The following is a 17413-nucleotide window of genomic DNA, read 5'->3' as shown; positions in this document are numbered from 1 at the left end:
GCGCTGTCCGCCCAGCACCGACAGCAGCGTGGACTTGCCCGCGCCGTTGGGGCCCAGAATGGCGGTCAGACGGCCCGGGTGCAGCGTGATGCGGGCGCCCGACAACAGGGTCCTGCCGCCGATCCGCACCTCGGCGTCGATGCATGCCAGCGTCATATGCGCCCCCGGAAATGCCGCAGCATCAACAGGAACATCGGCACGCCGATAAAGGCGGTCAGCACGCCCAGCGGCAGCTCGGTCGGCGCCATCGCGGTGCGGGCCACCGTGTCGGCCGCCAGCACCAGCACCGCGCCCAGCAGCGCCGACCCCGGCAGCACCACCCGGTGGTCGGGCCCGGCCAGCAGGCGCACCCAGTGCGGCGCGATCAGACCGACGAAGCCGATGATGCCGGTGGTCGCCGTGACGGCGCCGACGGCGAAGGCCGTCACGAGGATGGCGCGACGTTTGACCCGCTCGACGTCGACGCCCAACAGCGTCGCCTGGGCCTCGCCGAGCGCGATCGCATTGAGTGGCGCAGCCAGGGTCAGTCCCATGCACAGCGCGATGCACACGATCGCGCCGACCAGCAGCACCGCACTCCAGCGCGCGCCGCCCAGGCTGCCGAGCAGCCAGAACTGCAAGCTGCGCAACTGCTCGTCGGAGGCCATCACGCTGAGGAAGCCGAGTCCGGCCCCGGCCAGCGCATTGATCGCGATGCCGGCCAGCAGCATCAGCGCCATGCGCGTGCCGCCCTCGCTGCGCGACAGGCCGTAGATCAGCAGCGTGACCCCGAAGCCGCCGGCAAAGGCCATGCCGACCAGGGTCCAACTGCCTAGCGTGCGCGGCAGCACCGGCAGAAGCCAGGCGCCGAGCACGATCGTCACGCCGGCCGCCAGCGCGGCGCCGCTGCTGATGCCGATCAGGCCCGGGTCCGCCAGCGGATTGCGGAACAGCCCCTGCATCAACGCGCCGGCGATGCCGAGACCGGCCCCGGCGGCGAGGCCGAGCACCAGCCGCGGCAGCCGGATGTTGACGAACACCAGGTACGCGGGCGACGGGTCGTCGCCGCCCTGCCAGATCGCGCCGAACACGCCCATCAGCTGCGAAGCGCTGATGGCGTAGGCACCGGAGCCCGCACCGACGGCCAGGCTCAGCAGCAGCAGCGCCAGCCCGCCCGCCAGGGTGCCGCGCATCGTCAGCCGGCCCTTCATGCCGCGCGCAGGCTCTGGTGCAGTTCGCCGACCGCGGTGGGCAGGCGCGGGCCGAAGCCGAGCAGCAGCAAGGCGTCCTGCGTCACCAGCGCCCGCCTCCCGAAGGCCGGCGTCAGGGCCAACTCCGGCCGCTGCCAGAACTTCTCGGTGCCACCATGGGCCTCGATGCTTTGCGTGGTGGTCAGGATCACGTCGGGCGCGGCGCTGGCCATCGCCTCTGCGGTCATCGGCCGATAGCCCTGGAAGCCCGAGAGGCAGTTGACGCCGCCGGCCAGGCCGATCACCGCGTGCGCCGCAGTCTTCTCGCCCGACACCTGCGGGTTGGCGCTGTGCGACAGCACGAACAGCACGCGCGGCTTGCGTCCCGCGTCCGCCGCCACCCGCTTCCGAACCTGCACCCATTCGGCTTCGAGGCCCGCCATCAATGCGCGCGCCTGCGGCTCGCGCGCCGCCGCGCGGCCCACGGCCGCGACCTTGCGCTGCACCTCGCTCCAACTGTGGTCGGCGTCGACCAGTTCCAGCCGCACGCCGGCCGCGCGCAACTGCTCGAGCACCACCGGCGGCCCCGACTCGGTGGTGGCGATCACCGCATCGGGCTTCAGCGACAGCAGCCCTTCGGCGGAGAGCTGCCGCATATAGCCGACCTTGGGGGTACGGCGAGCAGCCTCCGGGTAGAGGCTGGTGGTGTCGGTGCCGACCAGTTGGGCTTCGGCGCCGAGCGCATAGACCATCTCGGTGATGGCGCCGCTGATGGTCACCAGGCGCGGCGTGCGCGTACCCTGCGAGAGGGCAGGCCAGGCGAAGGCAGCCAGCGCACCGCCGCCGACCCGGCGCAGCGCGGCGCGGCGATCTCCGTTCGCCCGCGTCACGCGCCCACCTCGAGACCCGGCAGCTTGCCCACCAGCACGCGCCAGTCCTCGCGCTCGGGCTGGCCCGGCTTGCGCACGCCGAAGAACATCGCCATCAGCTCGCCTTCGCGATCGAAGGACTCGACCGAAGTCACGATGCCGTCGCTGGTCGGCTTCTCGACGATCCAGACCGCATCGATCAGGTCTTCGCGCAAGTGCAGATTGAAGCCCGGGTCCAGCACATTGAGCCACTGCACGTCGCCCATCTCCATCGGCTCGACGCGCGCCACCGGCCCGGTGTGGATCTGGATGCAGCCCGGGCTGCCGACGAAGACCATGATCGGCGCGCCCGAAAAGGACGCTTCGTCGAGCAACTCGCGCACCGCGCGCCGGCTCGCCCGCTTCGTGAAGCCGCCCTCGTTCAGACGGAAACTCTGCTGGCGCTCGACCTCGAACCTGTTCAGCAGGCCGAAGAACTGGTGCGTGTCGGTCATGCCACCCCAGGCGTCGGCGAGGCCCGCGCGGTCGATCTCGCCGTCCGGCCGTGGCGGCGCCTTGACCGGGGTGGGTGCGAATGCGATGTCCCGCGGYGCGTCCGCGTGCGCTTGCGCGACCGACTCAAAGGCCCCGCGATCGGTGGCGTCGCGGGCGAAGACCTTGTGCACCGCCACGCCGCTGGCGTCGAAGAACTGCAGGCTCAGCGATGGCGGTTGACCCGCGTTGGCGGCCGCCTCGCTGACGAAGAAGGCCGCATGCCAGTGATTGAAGAACAGCCGCAGGTCGATCTCCTCGCCGACCGCGAGCCCCATCCGGGCGCCGCCGGACAGGTTGCGGTAGACGCCGGTCTTCTCGTGCACCGCCGATCGGTTGCGCGTCAGCGCCAGCACCGGTCCGCAAGGCTCGAGGGCCCGCAGCAGTTCCAGCCAGGGACCGCGCAGCGGCAGCGCGCGCAGGGAACGCTCGTCCGACCCCGCATGGGCGGCGATGGCCTCGCCTTCGCTGAGGCCGAGCGCTTCGGCCGCATCCTTGTGGCGCTTGCCTTCGGCGCGAAGGGCAGCGAATCGTTCGCGGATCGATTCATGGGTGATCATGCGTTGTTGCTTTCGTGAGGTGGGTCAAAAATCAGCCACGAGCGACACGTTGAAGTGCCGGCCGGGTTGCGTGTAGGCATCGACGATGGGCGAGCTGGCGGCGAGCCCGCGCACGTCGCTCCACATCCAGTACTTCTTGTCGGTCAGGTTGACCAGCGCGACATTGAGGCGCAGGTCGCGCCGGATGCGCCATTGCGCATTCAGGTCCAGCGTGGTGGCCGAAGGCGTGAGGAACTGGACGCCGGCCGTGACCTCGGCCGGATCGACGTCGCTGCGTTTCTTGGCCGCGTGGTGGACCGCATCGAGGCGCACGGTCCAGGTCGGCGCCTGGTACTTGAGCCCCACCACGAGCTTTTCCGGATCGATCGAGTTGAGCGGCACGTTCGCCGTGCGGTCCTCGCCGTTGGTGCGGCCATAGGCGAAGGGCAGCGAGAAGCCCGAGCCCTGCTCGGTCCAGTCGAGTTCGCCCTTGAACTCGAAACCGTCGATGCGCGCGCGGCCGATGTTGACCGACTGGAAGGTCGCGGGATTGGTGCGGGAACCGAAGACGCCGCTGACCTGCCGGTCGTTCTCGATCATGTCCTTGTAGGTGCCGGTGAAGACGGCGGCCTCGAAGTTCAGGAGGCCGGCGCGGCCGCGCGTGCCGATCTCGAAGCTCTGGCTGGTCTCCGGTTTGAGGTCGGGGTTCGGAATGGTCCGATAGCCCGACACCACGTTCTCGAAGAAATTGTTGACCTGGAACGCGTTGGGCGCCTTGAAGCCCGCGGCGTAGTTGCCGTAGAGGCTCCATTGCGGCGTGGCACGGAACAGCACGCCCAGCTTCGGCGAGACCGCCGAGTCGGACAGCGATACCGCGCGCGCGTTGAATCCGGTTTGATCGGCATCGATGTCGAAGTGGTCGAAGCGCACCCCGGGCGTGATGCTCCAGCGGTCATGGATGAACTCGTCCTGGATGTAGAAGGCCGTGGTCGTCTCGGTGGTATCGGGAAAGCGCTTGAGCGGATACACCTCGCCAGCGGGCGGCACCAGCCCGGTCTGCAGGTTCTCGACCTGCGTGTTCGTGTAGTCGATGCCGTAGGTGATGCGCTGCGACCAGTCGCCGGACATGCGCAGGGTCTTGTCGGCCTGCAGGCCGGCTTGCCAGGTGTGCTCGCTGTAGCTCACGTCGCGCATCCGGTCGGCCGCCGTGTAGCGGTTCTCCCAGGCGATTTCCTGCGAATCCGCCTTCTGGTAGCTCAGGTAGCCGAGCAGGTTGTCTGCCAGCACCGAGTTCACGCGCAGCCGGCCATCCCAGGTCAAACGGTCGCGCTGCAGGTCGGTCAGCGCGCCGAGGCCGATCACCGAGGTCGACGTGAAAGGCGGCTTCGAGATGCCCGAGAGCAGGTCGTAGCCAGTTGACCTGGCCACGTGCTCGTAGGTGAGGTTGTGCGTCAGGTCGGCATTCGGCGTCACGATCAGCTTGGCGAGCAGCGACTGGGTGTTGCTGAGCTCGGGATTGGGCGCCGTGCGGTCGGAATTGCGGGCGTAGTTGGTACCCATGTTCTCCAGCGCGTGCGTTCGCGCAGCGTTGGCCGAGATCAACCAGCTGACCGTGTCGCTGGCCTTGCCCGCGAGCGTGACGCCACCCTGCCACCCGTTGTCGTCGCCGCTGTAGCCGACGTTCGCGCTGCCGCCGAAGGTCTTGCCATCCGCAAGAAAGGTCTCCGGCTGCCGCGTAATGAAATTGACGAGGCCGGCCAACCCGTCGGATCCATAGAGTGCCGACACCGGGCCCTTGATGATCTCGATCCGCTCGATCAGGCCGAGGTCGAAGTAGTCGCGCCCGAAGGCATTGGCGCTGAAGACGTAGCTGCGCGGCATGCGGATGCCGTCTGTCATCAGCAGCACACGGTTGCCGTCGAGGCCGCGGATGTTGAAGCCCGCGTTGCCGTCGCGGCCGGCGTCGCCGGTGGCCAGTCCGAAGCGCGCGGGCGCGCGCCTGACCGACACGTTGGGAATGTCACGGACCGCGTCGCGGATGTCGTGGATCTGCTCGAACTCGATCTGCTGCCGGTCGATCACCTCGACGGTGGCCGGGATGTCTTCCCTGCTCCGTTCGGAGCGGGTGCCGCTCACCACGATCTCGCCCAGGGCGGCGAAGCGTGTCGGGCTGGCCTCCTGGGCGATGGCGAAGCTGCTGAAACCGCAGGCGATCAGCCAGGGGAGCGTTTGAAGTCGATGCGAAAAAGCGAGTGAACGTGCCAATTGAAAGTCCAGGAAACAGTTGACGAGCTGCTCGCTGGACGGCGCGCAAAGGCTGCGCGCAAGGGCCTGGCTGGCGAAGGGACGCGGACCTTGGCCCGCGTCACAATCATATGCGAATGATTCGCATTGGTAACGAATGGCCTCGCTGAATTGGAGGTTGGAATCATCGGAAGAGCGCCGCGATCCATCCGAGATGGACCACGGCGCTTTCGATATCGTCAGGCGGCGACAGCCTCTTCCGCCGGCGCCGACGTACGAATCAGGTGGTCGAAGGCGCTGAGCGCCGCCTTCGCGCCATCGCCCGCGGCGATGATGATCTGCTTGAACGGCACGGTGGTGGCATCGCCGGCGGCGAACACGCCGGGGACCGAGGTCTGGCCCTTGGCGTCGACCACGATCTCGCCGTGCTTCGACAGCTCGACCGTGCCCTTGAGCCAGTCGGTATTCGGCACCAGGCCGATCTGGATGAACACGCCTTCGAGCGGCACCGTGTGGCTTCCGCCGCCCGCGCGGTCCTTGTAGACCAGGCCGTTGACCTTCTGGCCGTCGCCGGTGATCTCGGTGGTCTGCGCGTTGGTCACGACCTTGACGTTGGCCAGGCTGTGCAGCTTGCGCTGCAGCACGGCATCGGCGCGCAGTTGGGTGTCGAACTCGATCAGGGTCACGTGGCCGACGATGCCGGCCAGGTCGATCGCCGCCTCGACGCCCGAGTTGCCGCCGCCGATCACGGCCACGCGCTTGCCCTTGAACAGCGGGCCGTCGCAGTGCGGGCAATAGGCCACGCCCTTGTTCTTGTACTCGTGCTCGCCCGGCACGTTGATGTTGCGCCAGCGCGCGCCGGTCGAGATCACGACCGAGCGGCTCTTCAGGGTGGCGCCGCTTTCGAGCTTGATCTCGATGAACTCCTGGCCCGGAACCAATGCCGCGGCACGCTGCAGATTCATGATGTCGACGTCGTAGTCGCGCACGTGCTCCTCGAGCGCCAGCGCGAACTTCGGCCCTTCGGTTTCCTTGATCGAGATGAAGTTCTCGATGCCCATGGTGTCGAGCACCTGGCCGCCGAAGCGCTCCGACGCCACGCCGGTGCGAATGCCCTTGCGCGCCGCATACACCGCAGCAGCCGCGCCGGCCGGGCCGCCACCGACGATCAACACGTCGAACGGATCCTTGCCCGCAATCTTCTTCGCCTCGCGCTCGACGCCGCTGGTGTCGATCTTGGCGAGGATTTCCTCCAGGCTCATGCGGCCCTGGCCGAACTCGGTGCCATTCAGGAACACGGTCGGCACGGCCATGATCTGACGTTCCTTGACCTCGTCCTGGAACAGCGAGCCGTCGATCATGGTGGTCTTGATGCGCGGGTTCTGGATCGCCATCAGGTTCAGCGCCTGCACCACATCCGGGCAGTTGTGGCAGGTCAGCGAGATGTAGATCTCGAACTCGAAGTCGCCGTCGAGCGCGCGGATCTGCTGCAGCACCGCGTCGTCGACCTTGGGCGGGTAGCCGCCGACCTGCAGCAGCGCCAGCACCAGCGAGGTGAATTCATGGCCCATCGGCAGGCCCGCGAAGCGCGGACCGTGGTTCTCGCTGGGCCGGTTGATCGAGAAGGAAGGCTTGCGATGGTTGTCGTCGCGGCTCTCGGTGACCTTCACCAGCGGCGACGATTCGGCCACGTCCTTCAGCAGCGCCTGCAGTTCGCCTGACGCCTTGCCGTCATCGAGCGATGCGACGATCTCGACCGGCTGCGTGATGCGGTCGAGGTAGCTCTTGAGTTGCGATTTGGTGCCGGCGTCGAGCATGGCGAGACTCTCTTCTTGAATGCAATGGGAACAAAAAAGCCCGGGAGCAAACGCGCCCGGGCCGTGGCGCGAACGAGGCGGCTTAGATCTTGCCGACCAGGTCGAACGAGGGCTTGAGCGTTTCCGCGCCTTCGGTCCACTTGGCGGGGCAGACTTCGCCCGGGTGAGCGGCGACGTACTGGGCCGCCTTCACGCGGCGCAGCAGTTCGGCGGCGTCACGGCCGATGCCGTTGTCGTGCACTTCGATGGTCTTGATCTTGCCTTCGGGGTCGATCACGAAGGTGCCGCGGTAGGCCAGGCCGGCGTCTTCGCCTTCTTCGATCAGCACCTGGAAGGCGCGCGCCAGCTGCTGGCTCGGATCGCCGATCAGCGGGTACTGGACCTTGGCGATGGTCTCCGACGTATCGTGCCAGGCCTTGTGGGTGAAGTGGGTGTCGGTCGACACGCCATACACCTCGACGCCGAGCTTCTGGAATTCGGCGTAGTGGTCGGCCAGGTCGCCCAGTTCGGTCGGACACACGAAGGTGAAGTCGGCCGGGTAGAACACGACGACCGACCATTTGCCCTTGAAGTTCTCGTTGCTGACGGGCACGAACTTGCCATTGTGATATGCGGTGGCCTTGAACGGGATGATTTCGGTGTTGATCAGGGACATGTAGGTTTCCTTGGTGGCTGATGAAAAGTGCGAGCGATTAGTATAACTACCAATCATTGCCAACCAATAGTGATGCGCTATTAAAAGCATTGGGCACCCCTATGAATGCGAACACCTATCACCCTCACCCGCATGCAGAGTGCCGGCGCATGGGTTTACTTGCGCCGCCCCGCGGCGGGCTCTCACAATCGACCCTTTTGAAGAACAAGGAAAAATCATGAAGGGCGACCCGCAAGTCATCGATCACCTGCAGGCGCAGCTCAAGAACGAGCTGACGGCGATCAACCAGTACTTCCTGCATTACCGGATGCTCAAGCACTGGGGCCTGGACAAGCTGGCCAAGAAGGAATACGACGAGTCGATCGGCGAGATGAAGCATGCCGACAAGCTCATGGACCGGATCTTCATGCTCGACGGCCTGCCGAACCTGCAGGACCTGGCCAAGCTCCAGATCGGCGAGGACGTGCCCGAGATCCTCGAATGCGACCTGCGGTCCGAGACCGGCGCGCAGGCGACGATCAAGGACGGCATCGCCCATTGCGAAAGCGTGCGCGACTATGTCTCGCGCGACCTGCTGCAGGAGATCCTGGACGACACCGAGGAGCACATCGATTTCCTCGAGACCCAGATTGACCTGGTCGGCAAGGTCGGGCTGCAGAACTACCTGCAGTCGCAGATGGGCGAGATCGAGTAGGCGGGCAGGACGCCAGGCAAGCGGGGCAAGGCCCCGCTTTTTTTCGACTTTACGAAACTTCATTGCTATCGAAATGTGAGCACGAAGTTTAGGCACAGTAACGCCTGAAGCGACATCCGCTCGCTTCGACGGGGTCGGTCCCCGGACTTGCAAATAGAATTCATTCGCATCTGAGCGGCTAGAATCCTCCGCTCCGATGACCGCCGCTCCCCCCGACAACCGCCGCCGCGCCTACTGGCTGAAGACCCTGCATGAATGGCACTGGGTCAGTTCGGCGCTCTGCCTGATCGGCCTGCTGCTGTTCGGCATCACGGGCTTCACGCTCAATCACGCGGCCGGCATCGAAGCCAAGCCGAAGGTCACGAGCCGGACCGCGACGGTGGACGATGCACTGCGCGAGGCGCTGCTGGAGCGGTTGCCCGCGGCCAAGGCGCAGAAGGGCAAGGCCGAATTGCCCGCGGATCTGCAGCACTGGATCCGGAAACAATGGGCCATCGACACGGCCGGGCGCGATGCCGAGTGGTCGGACGACGAGATCTACCTGTCCCTGCCCCGCCCCGGCGGCGACGCCTGGCTGCGGCTGAACCTCGCCGACGGCGAGGCCGAGTACGAGCGCACCGACCGCGGCTGGCTCTCCTACTTCAATGACCTGCACAAGGGCCGCAACAGCGGCGCCGCCTGGAGCTGGTTCATCGACCTCTTCGCGGCCGCCACGCTGGTGTTCTCGATCACCGGGCTCTTCATTCTCAAGATGCACGCCGGCAACCGGCCCTTCACCTGGCCGATGGTCGGCATGGGCCTGGTCATCCCGGTGCTGCTTGCGCTGCTGTTCATCCACTGATCCAGGAAAAGAGGTTCAATTCGTGCAAGTTCGCTACTCCCTTGCGCTCGCCGCCCTGTTCGGCGCACCGGCCTTCGCCGCGGGGCTCACGGTCAACATCGAAGTGCCGCGCCTCAACGTGGCCGAGTACCACCGACCCTACGTGGCGGCCTGGATCGAGCGGCCCGACCAGTCGGTGGCCGGCACGCTGGCGGTCTGGTACGACATCAAGAACAAGGGCAACGCGGAAGGCGAAGGCACCAAGTGGCTCAAGGACATGCGCCAGTGGTGGCGGCGCACCGGCCGCGAGCTGCAGATGCCCATCGATGGCGTCAGCAGCGCCACACGGCCCGCGGGCAAGCATCAGATCGCTGTATCGGAAGGCGCCGTGGCGCTGCCCAAGCTGGCGCCCGGTGCCTACAAGCTGTATGTCGAGGCGGCGCGCGAGGTCGGCGGCCGCGAGATCGTGGGCATCCCCTTCCAGTGGCCGCCCGCGAAGGCCGAGCAATCGCAGGTCGCGGGCAGCAGCGAGCTCGGCGAAGTCTCGCTCGAACTCAAGCCCTGACCCCTTCTTCGTCTCCAAGCTCTTCGGAACCCATCATGAAGCTCACTCTGCGCACCCTCGCCATCGGCCTCGCCATCGGCCTCGCCCTCTGCGCCGGCACCGCGGCCGTCCACGCCCACAACGCCTGGCTGATGCCGTCGAGCACCGTGCTGTCGAAGGCGGACTGGATCACGGTCGACGCCGCGGTGTCGAACGACCTCTTCTTCTTCAACCACGTCCCGTTGAACATCGACAGCCTGGCGGTCACCGCACCCGACGGCAGCACGCTCAAGCCCGAGAACGTCTTCAAGGGCAAGCTGCGCAGCGTGTTCGACCTGAACCTGACCCAGTCCGGCACCTATCGCGTCGCGCTGCTCAACGACGGCGTCTTCGCCCGCTGGAAGGACAAGGCCACCGGCAAGCCCAAGCGCGCCCGCGRCACGCCCGACAACATCGCGGCCCAGATCCCGGCCGATGCGCTGGAGGTCGAGATCACGCAGTCGGCGGGCCGCAACGAGACCTTCGTCACCGTCGGCAAGCCCAGCGCGCTGCGCCCGACCGGCAAGGGCCTCGAGCTGGTCACGGCCAACCCGACGGATCTGGTGAAAGGCGAGAAGACCAGCTTCACGCTGCAGCTCGACGGCCAGCCCGCCAAGGAGCTCGAGGTCACGGTCACGCTGGGCAACACCCGCTATCGCGACAAGCTCGACGAACTCAAGCTCAAGACCGACGCCAAGGGCCAGTTCAGCGTGACCTGGCCGGAAGCCGGCATGTACTGGCTCGACGCCAGCACGACGGACAAGAACACCTCGGTGCCGAAGGCCAAGGAGCGCCGACTGAGCTACGCCGCCACCCTGGAAGTGATGCCCTGAATTCCACGGACGATCCGGCCGCGCCGCGCCCTTCGTTCGCGACCTGGCGCGCGGGCGGCTACGCCAACACGCCACGACCGCGCCGCGCCGACCCGCCGACCCTGCAGTCCCTGGCGGGCCGCAGCATGGGCACGACCTGGTCGCTGCGCTTCGACAATCCGCGCATGGTCGCGCTCGACGCGGTGCGCGCCGGCGCCCAGGCCGCACTCGACCGGGTGGTTGCGCAGATGAGCACCTGGGAGCCGGATTCGGACCTCAGCCGCTTCAATCGCGCCGACGCCGGCAGCCGGCATGTGCTGGCGCCCGGGTTTGCCGAGGTGCTGGCCTGCGCCCTGCGGTGGGCCGCCGCCAGCGGCGGGGCGATCGATCCGAGCATCGGACCGCTGGTCGCACTCTGGGGCTTCGGCGCCCACGCCGACGCAGCCGTCGCGGGCCCGCCCTCCCCGGCGGCGCTGGCCCGGGCGCGCGAACAGGTCGGATGGCAGCGCCTGGTGCTCGACACCGATGGGCGCACCGTGGTGCAACCGGGCGGTGCMGAGCTCGACCTGTCGGGCATCGCCAAGGGTTTCGCGGTCGACCGGGCCGCGGCCRCACTGCAGGCGCTCGGACTGTCCGACTTCCTGGTCGAGGTCGGCGGCGAACTGCGGGCGGCCGGCCGCCGCCCCGGCGGCGATCCCTGGCAGGTGGAGGTGGAGGCGCTGCCCGAAACGACACACCGGGTGGCGCTCGACAACATGGCGATCGCCACCTCCGGCGACCGCTGGCACACGCGCGAGCACCAGGGCCGGCGCTGGTCGCACACCCTCGATCCGCGCACCGGCGAGCCGGTCGGCCACGCGCTTGCATCGGTCACGGTGCTGCACCGCGAATGCATGCAGGCCGACGCGCTCGCCACGGTGCTGACCGTGCTCGGGCCGGAGGACGGCCTGGCCTTCGCCGACCGCCACGCGCTCCCGGCGCTCTTCGTCTGCCGGGACGGCGAGCAAGCGCGGTCGTTCACCAGCGTCCGCTGGCCGACCCACGCTGCGGGCCCATGAACGATTCCGCACTGCGAGCGCTGGCCGCATGCCTGACGGTGCTCGCCTATGCCGGGCTGTGCACGGCCATCTGGCTGCAGCAGCGCCGGCAGCGCGACGCCGTGGCGCAACGGGCCGCGGCCCTCGCCGGCAACGACCCGGGCGCCGCCACGCTGGTGCTGTTCGCAAGCCAGACCGGCCAGGCCGAAGCCCTGGCCTGGCAAACCGGCCGCTGGCTGCACGATGCCGGGATGCCGGCACGCGTGATGCCGCTCAACGACGCCGACACGGCTCTCCTTCGCGGCGCACCGCGCGCACTGTTCATCGCCAGCACCTACGGCGAGGGCGACGCGCCCGACGGCGCCAGCGTGTTCGCCGAGCGCATGATGGGCGCCACGGCGGACCTGTCCTCGTTGCGCTACGCGGTGCTGGCGCTGGGCGACCGCCAGTACGCCAACTTCTGCCGCTTCGGGCGCCTGCTCGACGAATGGCTCCATGCAGCCGGCGCGACGCGCAGCTTCGATCGCATCGAGGTCGACAACGCGGAGCCCGCGGCGCTGGCCGCCTGGCAGGCGCAGTGCGGCGGCACGCCGGGCGCCGGTCCGGCCGCCGCGGTCGAATCCGTTGCCGCACCCTGGCGCCTGGCCAGGCGCAGCGTGCTGAACGACGGCAGCGCCGGCGCACCGGTCTACTTGCTCGCCTTCGCGCCGGTCCGCAGCCCGGCGCCCGACTGGGAGTCCGGCGACATCGCCCAGCTCGGCCTGGCGAGCGATCCCGGGCGACCGCGCGACTACTCGATCGCATCCATCCCCGCCGACGGCGAACTGCATCTGCTGGTGCGCCAGGAACTGCACCCGGACGGCAGCCTCGGCGCCGGCTCGGGCCTGCTGACCTCGACCTTGAGCCCGGGCGACACGGTCTCGCTGCGCCTGCGCCCGCACCGCAATTTCCGCCTCGGCGAGAATGCGCAGCGCCCGCTGATCCTGATCGGCAACGGCACCGGGCTGGCCGGCCTGCGCGGCCATCTGCGCGCCCGCGCGGCGCTGGGCCGGCAGGACCACTGGCTGGTCTTCGGCGAACGCAACGAAGCGCACGACTACCTCTGCCGCGGCGAACTCGAGGCCTGGCAGCACAATGGCGTCCTGCAGCGGCTCGACATGGTGTTCTCGCGCGACCAGCCGGAGCGGCGCTACGTCCAGCACCGGCTGCTGCAGCTTCACGACGAAGTGCGCGCCTGGCTCGCGCGCGATGCTGCGATCTACGTCTGCGGCAGCCTGCAAGGCATGGCGAGCGGCGTCGATGCGGCGCTCCGGCAGATCGTCGGCGAAGCCGCAATGGGACGGCTTTTGGCAAGCGGCAGGTACCGTCGCGACGTGTACTGAGCCCAACAGGTTGCGCAGACGCAACGAAAACGCCGCGCTCGTCTCTGAAATGTCTCCCAGTATGAACGCTGTGTTAACAAACGTATTGAGATTAATTATCATTCACTGAATTCGCGCTTCCGCGAATCGGCTCACCCAGCCAATCCTGCCGCTCGCTCGCCGATGCTGCGCGGGACCCGCCAGTCGAGCTCTCAGTCTTGCTTTCACCTGGGAACCCTTCATGGCCTACATCAAGAGCCGCAAGCACGCCGTCGCGCGCGCGCTGCCCCCGTTCGGCAGTGCTGCTGCCGCCGCCACGCTGCTCGCGCTGACCCTTCCTGCCGCCGCGCAGACCCCGTCGAACACGCTCAAGGAAGTGCGCGTCGAAGACAGCGCCGCGAGCGACTTCAAGGTCGACCAATCGGCCAACCCCAAGTTCACCGCACCGCTGATCGACATCCCGCAGGTGATCCAGGTGATTCCGGAAACGCTGATGCGCGAGCAAGGCGCCACCACCCTGACCGAAGCGCTGCGCAACACGCCGGGCGCAGGCGCTTTCTTCCTCGGCGAGAACGGCAACACCACCACCGGCGACTCGATCTTCATGCGCGGCTTCGACGCCTCGGGCAGCATCTTCGTGGACGGCATCCGCGACCTGGGTTCGTTCTCGCGCGACGTCTTCAACATCGAACAGGTCGAAGTGGTCAAGGGACCGTCGGGCACCGACGTCGGCCGCAGCTCGCCGACCGGCTACATCAACCTGATCACCAAGAAGCCCAAGCTGGAGGACAGCTTCTCGGGCTCGCTCGGCTTCGGCACCGCGAGCTACAAGCGCGGCACCATCGACTGGAACAAGGTGGTGAGCGGCGCCGACGGCTCGGGCACGGCCTTCCGGCTGAATGCGGTGGCCGAAGACGCCGGCGTGGACGGCCGCGACTTCGTCAACAACAAGCGCTCGGCGATCGCGCCCTCGCTGGCCTTTGGCCTCAACACGCCGACCCGCGTGTTCCTCGACTACCTGTACATCAAGCAGAACAACATCCCGGACGGCGGCGTGCCCACCATCGGCCTGCCGGGCTACACCACGCCCGACGCGCTGCTGATCAATTCGCCGATCCTGCGCCGCACCTTCCTGAACTACGCCGCGAAGGTCGACTCGAGCAACTTCTACGGCACCAGCTCCGACTTCAACGACGTCACGGGCAACATGTTCACGGCACGGGTCGAGCACGACATCACGCCCGACATGACCGTGCGCAACGTCACGCGCTGGGGCCAGAGCTCGCAGGACTACATGCTGACGTCCTTCATGCTCGGCGGCCTGACTGCGACCCGGGTCGGCAACAGCAACACCTACCGCGGCACGGTGCCTGCGGTGACCGCGGGCTTCATCAACACGGTCGTGCCGAGCGACCCATCGACCTGGACCGTGACGCGCAACCTGCCGACCAACAAGGACGTCGAAAACAACATCTTCGTCAACCAGACCAGCCTGTCGTCGAAGTTCAAGACCGGCAGCTTCAGCCACACCGCGAACATCGGCCTGGAATTGATGCGCGAAAGTCAGGACAACGCGAACTACTTCGGCCCGGGCTTCGCGTCGGCCAACACGACCTTCGCACCGGCAGGCTCATGGCCGGTCGCCAACCTGTACAACCCGAACCCCTACGTGACCGGCTACAACCGGATCCCGAACGGCACCGGCAACTACGGCAAGACCGACACCGTCAGCCTGTACGCCTTCGACACGATGAAGATCAACGAGCAATGGCAGCTCACCGGCGGCCTGCGCTACGACCACTACAGCACCGACTACTGGGCGACCACGATGGGCACCGGGCCCGCCTTCGCGATCACGCCGACCAGCCTGTCGACCTCCGGCGACCTCTGGACCGGCAAGATCGGCGTGGTCTACAAGCCGGTCGAGAACGCCAGCTTCTTTGCCGCCTACGGCAATTCGGCGCAGCCCCCGGGCGGCGCCAACTTCTCGCTGGCCGCCTCGGGCACCGGCAACAGCGCCTCGCGCGTGGACTTCGAGCCGCAGAAGGCCGACACCTACGAAATCGGCACCAAGTGGGATGTGCTCAACAAGCACCTCTCCCTGACCGCGGCGCTCTATCGGACCGAAGTCCGCAACGAGATCGTGCAGGACCCGACCAACACCGCGCTCTACACCCAGGACGGGAAGAAGCGGGTGCAGGGCATCGAACTCGGCGTGGCCGGCGCGATCACCGACCAATGGGGCATCAGCGCGGGCTTCACCACGATGGACACCAAGGTCAACGGCTCCACCAACGCGGCGGACCGGATCGACGTGATCCCCTACACGCCGAAACAGGCCTTCACCGCCTGGACCAGCTACCAGCTCCCGTTCGGCCTCACGATCGGAGGCGGCGCGCGCTACAACGGCAAGCTCACCCGCGGCTTCGACGGCGCGGTCGGCACGCCGGCCTACACCGACGCCTACTGGGTGTTCGACGCGATGGCCTCCTACCGCGTCAACAAGAATGTCGAGCTCCAGCTGAACCTCTACAACCTGTTCGACAAGGAATATGTGGCGGCGATCAACAAGAGCGGCTATCGCTACGTGCCGGGCACTCCGCGCTCGGCCCGCATCACGGCCAACTTCGCGTTCTGACCGGGGTCAACACCGTCGCATCCGCGCGATGCGACACTTGAGCCCCGGCCTGGCCCGGGGCTTTTTCTTTGAGGAAACCGCAACATGATGCTGCATGTGCCCGACGTGCTGAACCCGGAGCAAGTGCGCGAGATTCGAGCCGTCCTGGACGCCACCGACTGGGTCGACGGCCGCGAGACGGTCGGCGATCAGGGCGCCCGGGTCAAGCGCAACCGGCAGTTGCCGGAGCAATCGCCGGTGGGCCGCGAACTGGGCAAGGCGATCCTCGGCGCGCTGGCCCGGAGCCATCTCTTCTTCTCGGCCGCCCTGCCCCTGCGCTTCGTGCCGCCGCTGTTCAACCGCTACGAGGGCGGCGAGCACTACGGGCTGCATGTCGACGGCTCGGTGCGCTCGGTGCCGGGCACCGGCGAGCAATTGCGCACCGACCTGTCCTGCACCCTGTTCCTCTGCGATCCCGAGGACTACGAAGGCGGCGAACTCGAGGTGGTCGACACCTATGGCACCCACGAGGTCAAGCTGCCCGCGGGCGACCTGATCCTCTACCCCTCCAGCAGCCTGCACCGCGTCCACCCGGTGACCGCGGGCGCCCGCGTGTGCTCCTTCTTCTGGCTGCAGAGCATGGTCCGCGACGAGCGCCAGCGCGCGATGCTGTTCGAGCTCGACCAGGTGATCCAGAAACTGCGCGGCCGGCTCGGCGAATGCGAGGAAACGGTCGCGCTCACCGGCCAGTACCACAACCTGCTGCGCATGTGGTCCGAAGTCTAGGCAGGTCCGCCCAAGGCCCGACCCTGCAGGCGCGATAGTTATTGCAAATGCGAAGAATTCGTATTTATAATCGAGCCTTCTTCAAACAAGCCAGCTACAAGCCGCCTTCACCGCCATGATCGTCTGCGTCTGCCGCCGAATCTCCGACCGTGAAATCGCGCGCCATGCGCGCGCCGGCATGACCTTCGACGAGGTGCAGTTCGAACTCGGCGTGGCCACCCAGTGCGGCCAGTGCGAAGGTTGCGCACGCGACGTGGTCGCGCAATGCAGCGCCTCGCACCCGGTCGCCGCGCTTCACCGCGAGTCCGGCCCCCAGGCGATCCAGCTTGCCAATTCCATCAAGGAAAGCAACGCATGGAACTCGTCTCGGCACTCGGCGGCAGCCTGATCCTGGTCGCCAGCTCGGTCTGGTGGATTCTTCGCAAATAAGCCTTTAGCGTAGCGGTTTTGCTGCACCGGGGCACCTTTGTGGGCGCCCGCATTCGAATGGTTGAACGTGTCTGACCGCTTTTCTTCGCCCCCCTCGGCCTTCGGCCTGTCGCGCAACGCCGTCATCGCCGGCAGCGTGGTGCTGTTCCACGTCGCGGCGCTCTGGGCCCTGCAAAGCGGCCTGTTGCGCCGCGCCGCCGAAGTGGTGATCCCGGTCGAGATCCTGAGCGAGATCATCGAACCGCCGAAGCCCAAGGAACTTCCGCCGCCTCCGCCACCACCGCCCGAACCCAAGCGCCAGGTGACCAAGACACCGCCGCCGCCCCGGCCCCAGGCCATCCGCGAGGCCAAGCCGACGCCGGCGCCGAACGCGCCGACGGGAAGCATCGAACCGCCGCCGCCACCGGCACCGCCCGCCCCGCCCGCGCCGCCCGCGCCGCCGGAGCCGCC

General features: G+C 67.5%; 16 protein-coding genes and 1 pseudogene. 10 read left to right on the top strand and 7 right to left on the bottom strand.

What is annotated here, in order from left to right; translation table 11 throughout:
* The 7 genes from AC1D2E_RS30475 to ahpC form a co-directional block, all read right to left on the bottom strand.
* Window positions 1–156: ATP-binding cassette domain-containing protein (locus AC1D2E_RS30475; RefSeq protein ID WP_478200857.1), on the bottom strand; the 156-nt coding region annotated here is incomplete at its 3' end.
* Window positions 153–1190 (bottom strand): FecCD family ABC transporter permease, encoded by a 1038-nt coding sequence (locus AC1D2E_RS30470; protein ID WP_478200856.1) that lies wholly within the window; start codon window positions 1188–1190, stop codon window positions 153–155. The genes AC1D2E_RS30470 and AC1D2E_RS30475, both read right to left, overlap by 4 nt.
* Window positions 1187–2059, bottom strand: coding sequence for a heme/hemin ABC transporter substrate-binding protein (locus tag AC1D2E_RS30465; RefSeq protein WP_478200855.1), 873 nt, complete (start codon window positions 2057–2059; stop codon window positions 1187–1189). Before AC1D2E_RS30465 ends, AC1D2E_RS30470 begins: the two co-directional genes overlap by 4 nt.
* Window positions 2056–3129, bottom strand: a complete 1074-nt coding sequence (locus AC1D2E_RS30460) for a hemin-degrading factor (RefSeq protein WP_478200854.1) — start codon at window positions 3127–3129, stop codon at window positions 2056–2058. The genes AC1D2E_RS30465 and AC1D2E_RS30460 overlap by 4 nt, the downstream gene beginning before the upstream one ends.
* A 24-nt stretch (window positions 3130–3153) precedes the next feature.
* The gene (locus tag AC1D2E_RS30455; RefSeq protein WP_478200853.1) at window positions 3154–5373 is read right to left on the bottom strand and encodes a TonB-dependent hemoglobin/transferrin/lactoferrin family receptor; all 2220 of its coding nucleotides are present in this window, start codon (window positions 5371–5373) and stop codon (window positions 3154–3156) included.
* A gap of 218 nt (window positions 5374–5591) precedes the next feature.
* On the bottom strand, window positions 5592–7169 hold the full coding sequence (ahpF, locus tag AC1D2E_RS30450; RefSeq protein WP_478200852.1) for an alkyl hydroperoxide reductase subunit F: 1578 nt from the start codon (window positions 7167–7169) through the stop codon (window positions 5592–5594).
* Window positions 7170–7251: 82 nt separating this feature from the next.
* The gene (gene ahpC / locus AC1D2E_RS30445) at window positions 7252–7824 is read right to left on the bottom strand and encodes an alkyl hydroperoxide reductase subunit C (protein WP_478200851.1); all 573 of its coding nucleotides are present in this window, start codon (window positions 7822–7824) and stop codon (window positions 7252–7254) included.
* A gap of 217 nt (window positions 7825–8041) precedes the next feature.
* Here ahpC and bfr point away from each other — a divergent pair, with 217 nt between their 5' ends.
* The 10 genes and pseudogenes from bfr to AC1D2E_RS30395 form a co-directional block, all read left to right on the top strand.
* The gene (gene bfr, locus AC1D2E_RS30440; RefSeq protein ID WP_478200850.1) at window positions 8042–8518 is read left to right on the top strand and encodes a bacterioferritin; all 477 of its coding nucleotides are present in this window, start codon (window positions 8042–8044) and stop codon (window positions 8516–8518) included.
* Window positions 8519–8714: 196 nt separating this feature from the next.
* On the top strand, window positions 8715–9359 hold the full coding sequence (locus tag AC1D2E_RS30435; protein WP_478200849.1) for a PepSY-associated TM helix domain-containing protein: 645 nt from the start codon (window positions 8715–8717) through the stop codon (window positions 9357–9359).
* A 22-nt stretch (window positions 9360–9381) separates the two neighbouring features.
* Window positions 9382–9903, top strand: a complete 522-nt coding sequence (locus tag AC1D2E_RS30430; protein ID WP_478200848.1) for a DUF2271 domain-containing protein — start codon at window positions 9382–9384, stop codon at window positions 9901–9903.
* A 35-nt stretch (window positions 9904–9938) separates the two neighbouring features.
* The gene (locus AC1D2E_RS30425) at window positions 9939–10754 is read left to right on the top strand and encodes a DUF4198 domain-containing protein (RefSeq protein WP_478200847.1); all 816 of its coding nucleotides are present in this window, start codon (window positions 9939–9941) and stop codon (window positions 10752–10754) included.
* Between the two features lie 125 nt (window positions 10755–10879).
* Window positions 10880–11791: an FAD:protein FMN transferase gene (locus AC1D2E_RS30420; protein WP_478200846.1), complete on the top strand. Its 912-nt coding sequence runs from the start codon at window positions 10880–10882 to the stop codon at window positions 11789–11791.
* Window positions 11788–13152: a sulfite reductase subunit alpha gene (locus tag AC1D2E_RS30415; RefSeq protein WP_478200845.1), complete on the top strand. Its 1365-nt coding sequence runs from the start codon at window positions 11788–11790 to the stop codon at window positions 13150–13152. Before AC1D2E_RS30420 ends, AC1D2E_RS30415 begins: the two co-directional genes overlap by 4 nt.
* Window positions 13153–13372: 220 nt before the next feature.
* The gene (locus AC1D2E_RS30410) at window positions 13373–15769 is read left to right on the top strand and encodes a catecholate siderophore receptor Fiu (protein ID WP_478200844.1); all 2397 of its coding nucleotides are present in this window, start codon (window positions 13373–13375) and stop codon (window positions 15767–15769) included.
* Window positions 15770–15853: 84 nt separating this feature from the next.
* Complete coding sequence (locus AC1D2E_RS30405; protein WP_478171912.1) at window positions 15854–16534, top strand: Fe2+-dependent dioxygenase; 681 nt, start codon at window positions 15854–15856, stop codon at window positions 16532–16534.
* Between the two features lie 115 nt (window positions 16535–16649).
* On the top strand, window positions 16650–16922 hold the full coding sequence (locus tag AC1D2E_RS30400) for a (2Fe-2S)-binding protein (protein WP_478171913.1): 273 nt from the start codon (window positions 16650–16652) through the stop codon (window positions 16920–16922).
* Between the two features lie 102 nt (window positions 16923–17024).
* A pseudogene (locus tag AC1D2E_RS30395) lies at window positions 17025–17413 on the top strand (energy transducer TonB); the annotation flags it as partial.

It is taken from the genome of Variovorax sp. P1_H2 (assembly GCF_056405295.1).
This window is presented reverse-complemented; position numbering and strand designations above follow the sequence as displayed.

Bases quoted from the DNA above. Each gene is read 5' to 3' on its own strand.
- AC1D2E_RS30400 (WP_478171913.1), top strand. From the start codon at position 16,650: ATGATCGTCTGCGTCTGCCGCCGAATCTCCGACCGTGAAATCGCGCGC.
- AC1D2E_RS30415 (WP_478200845.1), top strand. From the start codon at position 11,788: ATGAACGATTCCGCACTGCGAGCGCTGGCCGCATGCCTGACGGTGCTC.
- AC1D2E_RS30405 (WP_478171912.1), top strand. From the start codon at position 15,854: ATGATGCTGCATGTGCCCGACGTGCTGAACCCGGAGCAAGTGCGCGAG.
- AC1D2E_RS30470 (WP_478200856.1), bottom strand. From the start codon at position 1,190: ATGAAGGGCCGGCTGACGATGCGCGGCACCCTGGCGGGCGGGCTGGCG.
- AC1D2E_RS30435 (WP_478200849.1), top strand. From the start codon at position 8,715: ATGACCGCCGCTCCCCCCGACAACCGCCGCCGCGCCTACTGGCTGAAG.
- AC1D2E_RS30410 (WP_478200844.1), top strand. From the start codon at position 13,373: ATGGCCTACATCAAGAGCCGCAAGCACGCCGTCGCGCGCGCGCTGCCC.
- ahpF (WP_478200852.1), bottom strand. From the start codon at position 7,169: ATGCTCGACGCCGGCACCAAATCGCAACTCAAGAGCTACCTCGACCGC.
- bfr (WP_478200850.1), top strand. From the start codon at position 8,042: ATGAAGGGCGACCCGCAAGTCATCGATCACCTGCAGGCGCAGCTCAAG.
- ahpC (WP_478200851.1), bottom strand. From the start codon at position 7,824: ATGTCCCTGATCAACACCGAAATCATCCCGTTCAAGGCCACCGCATAT.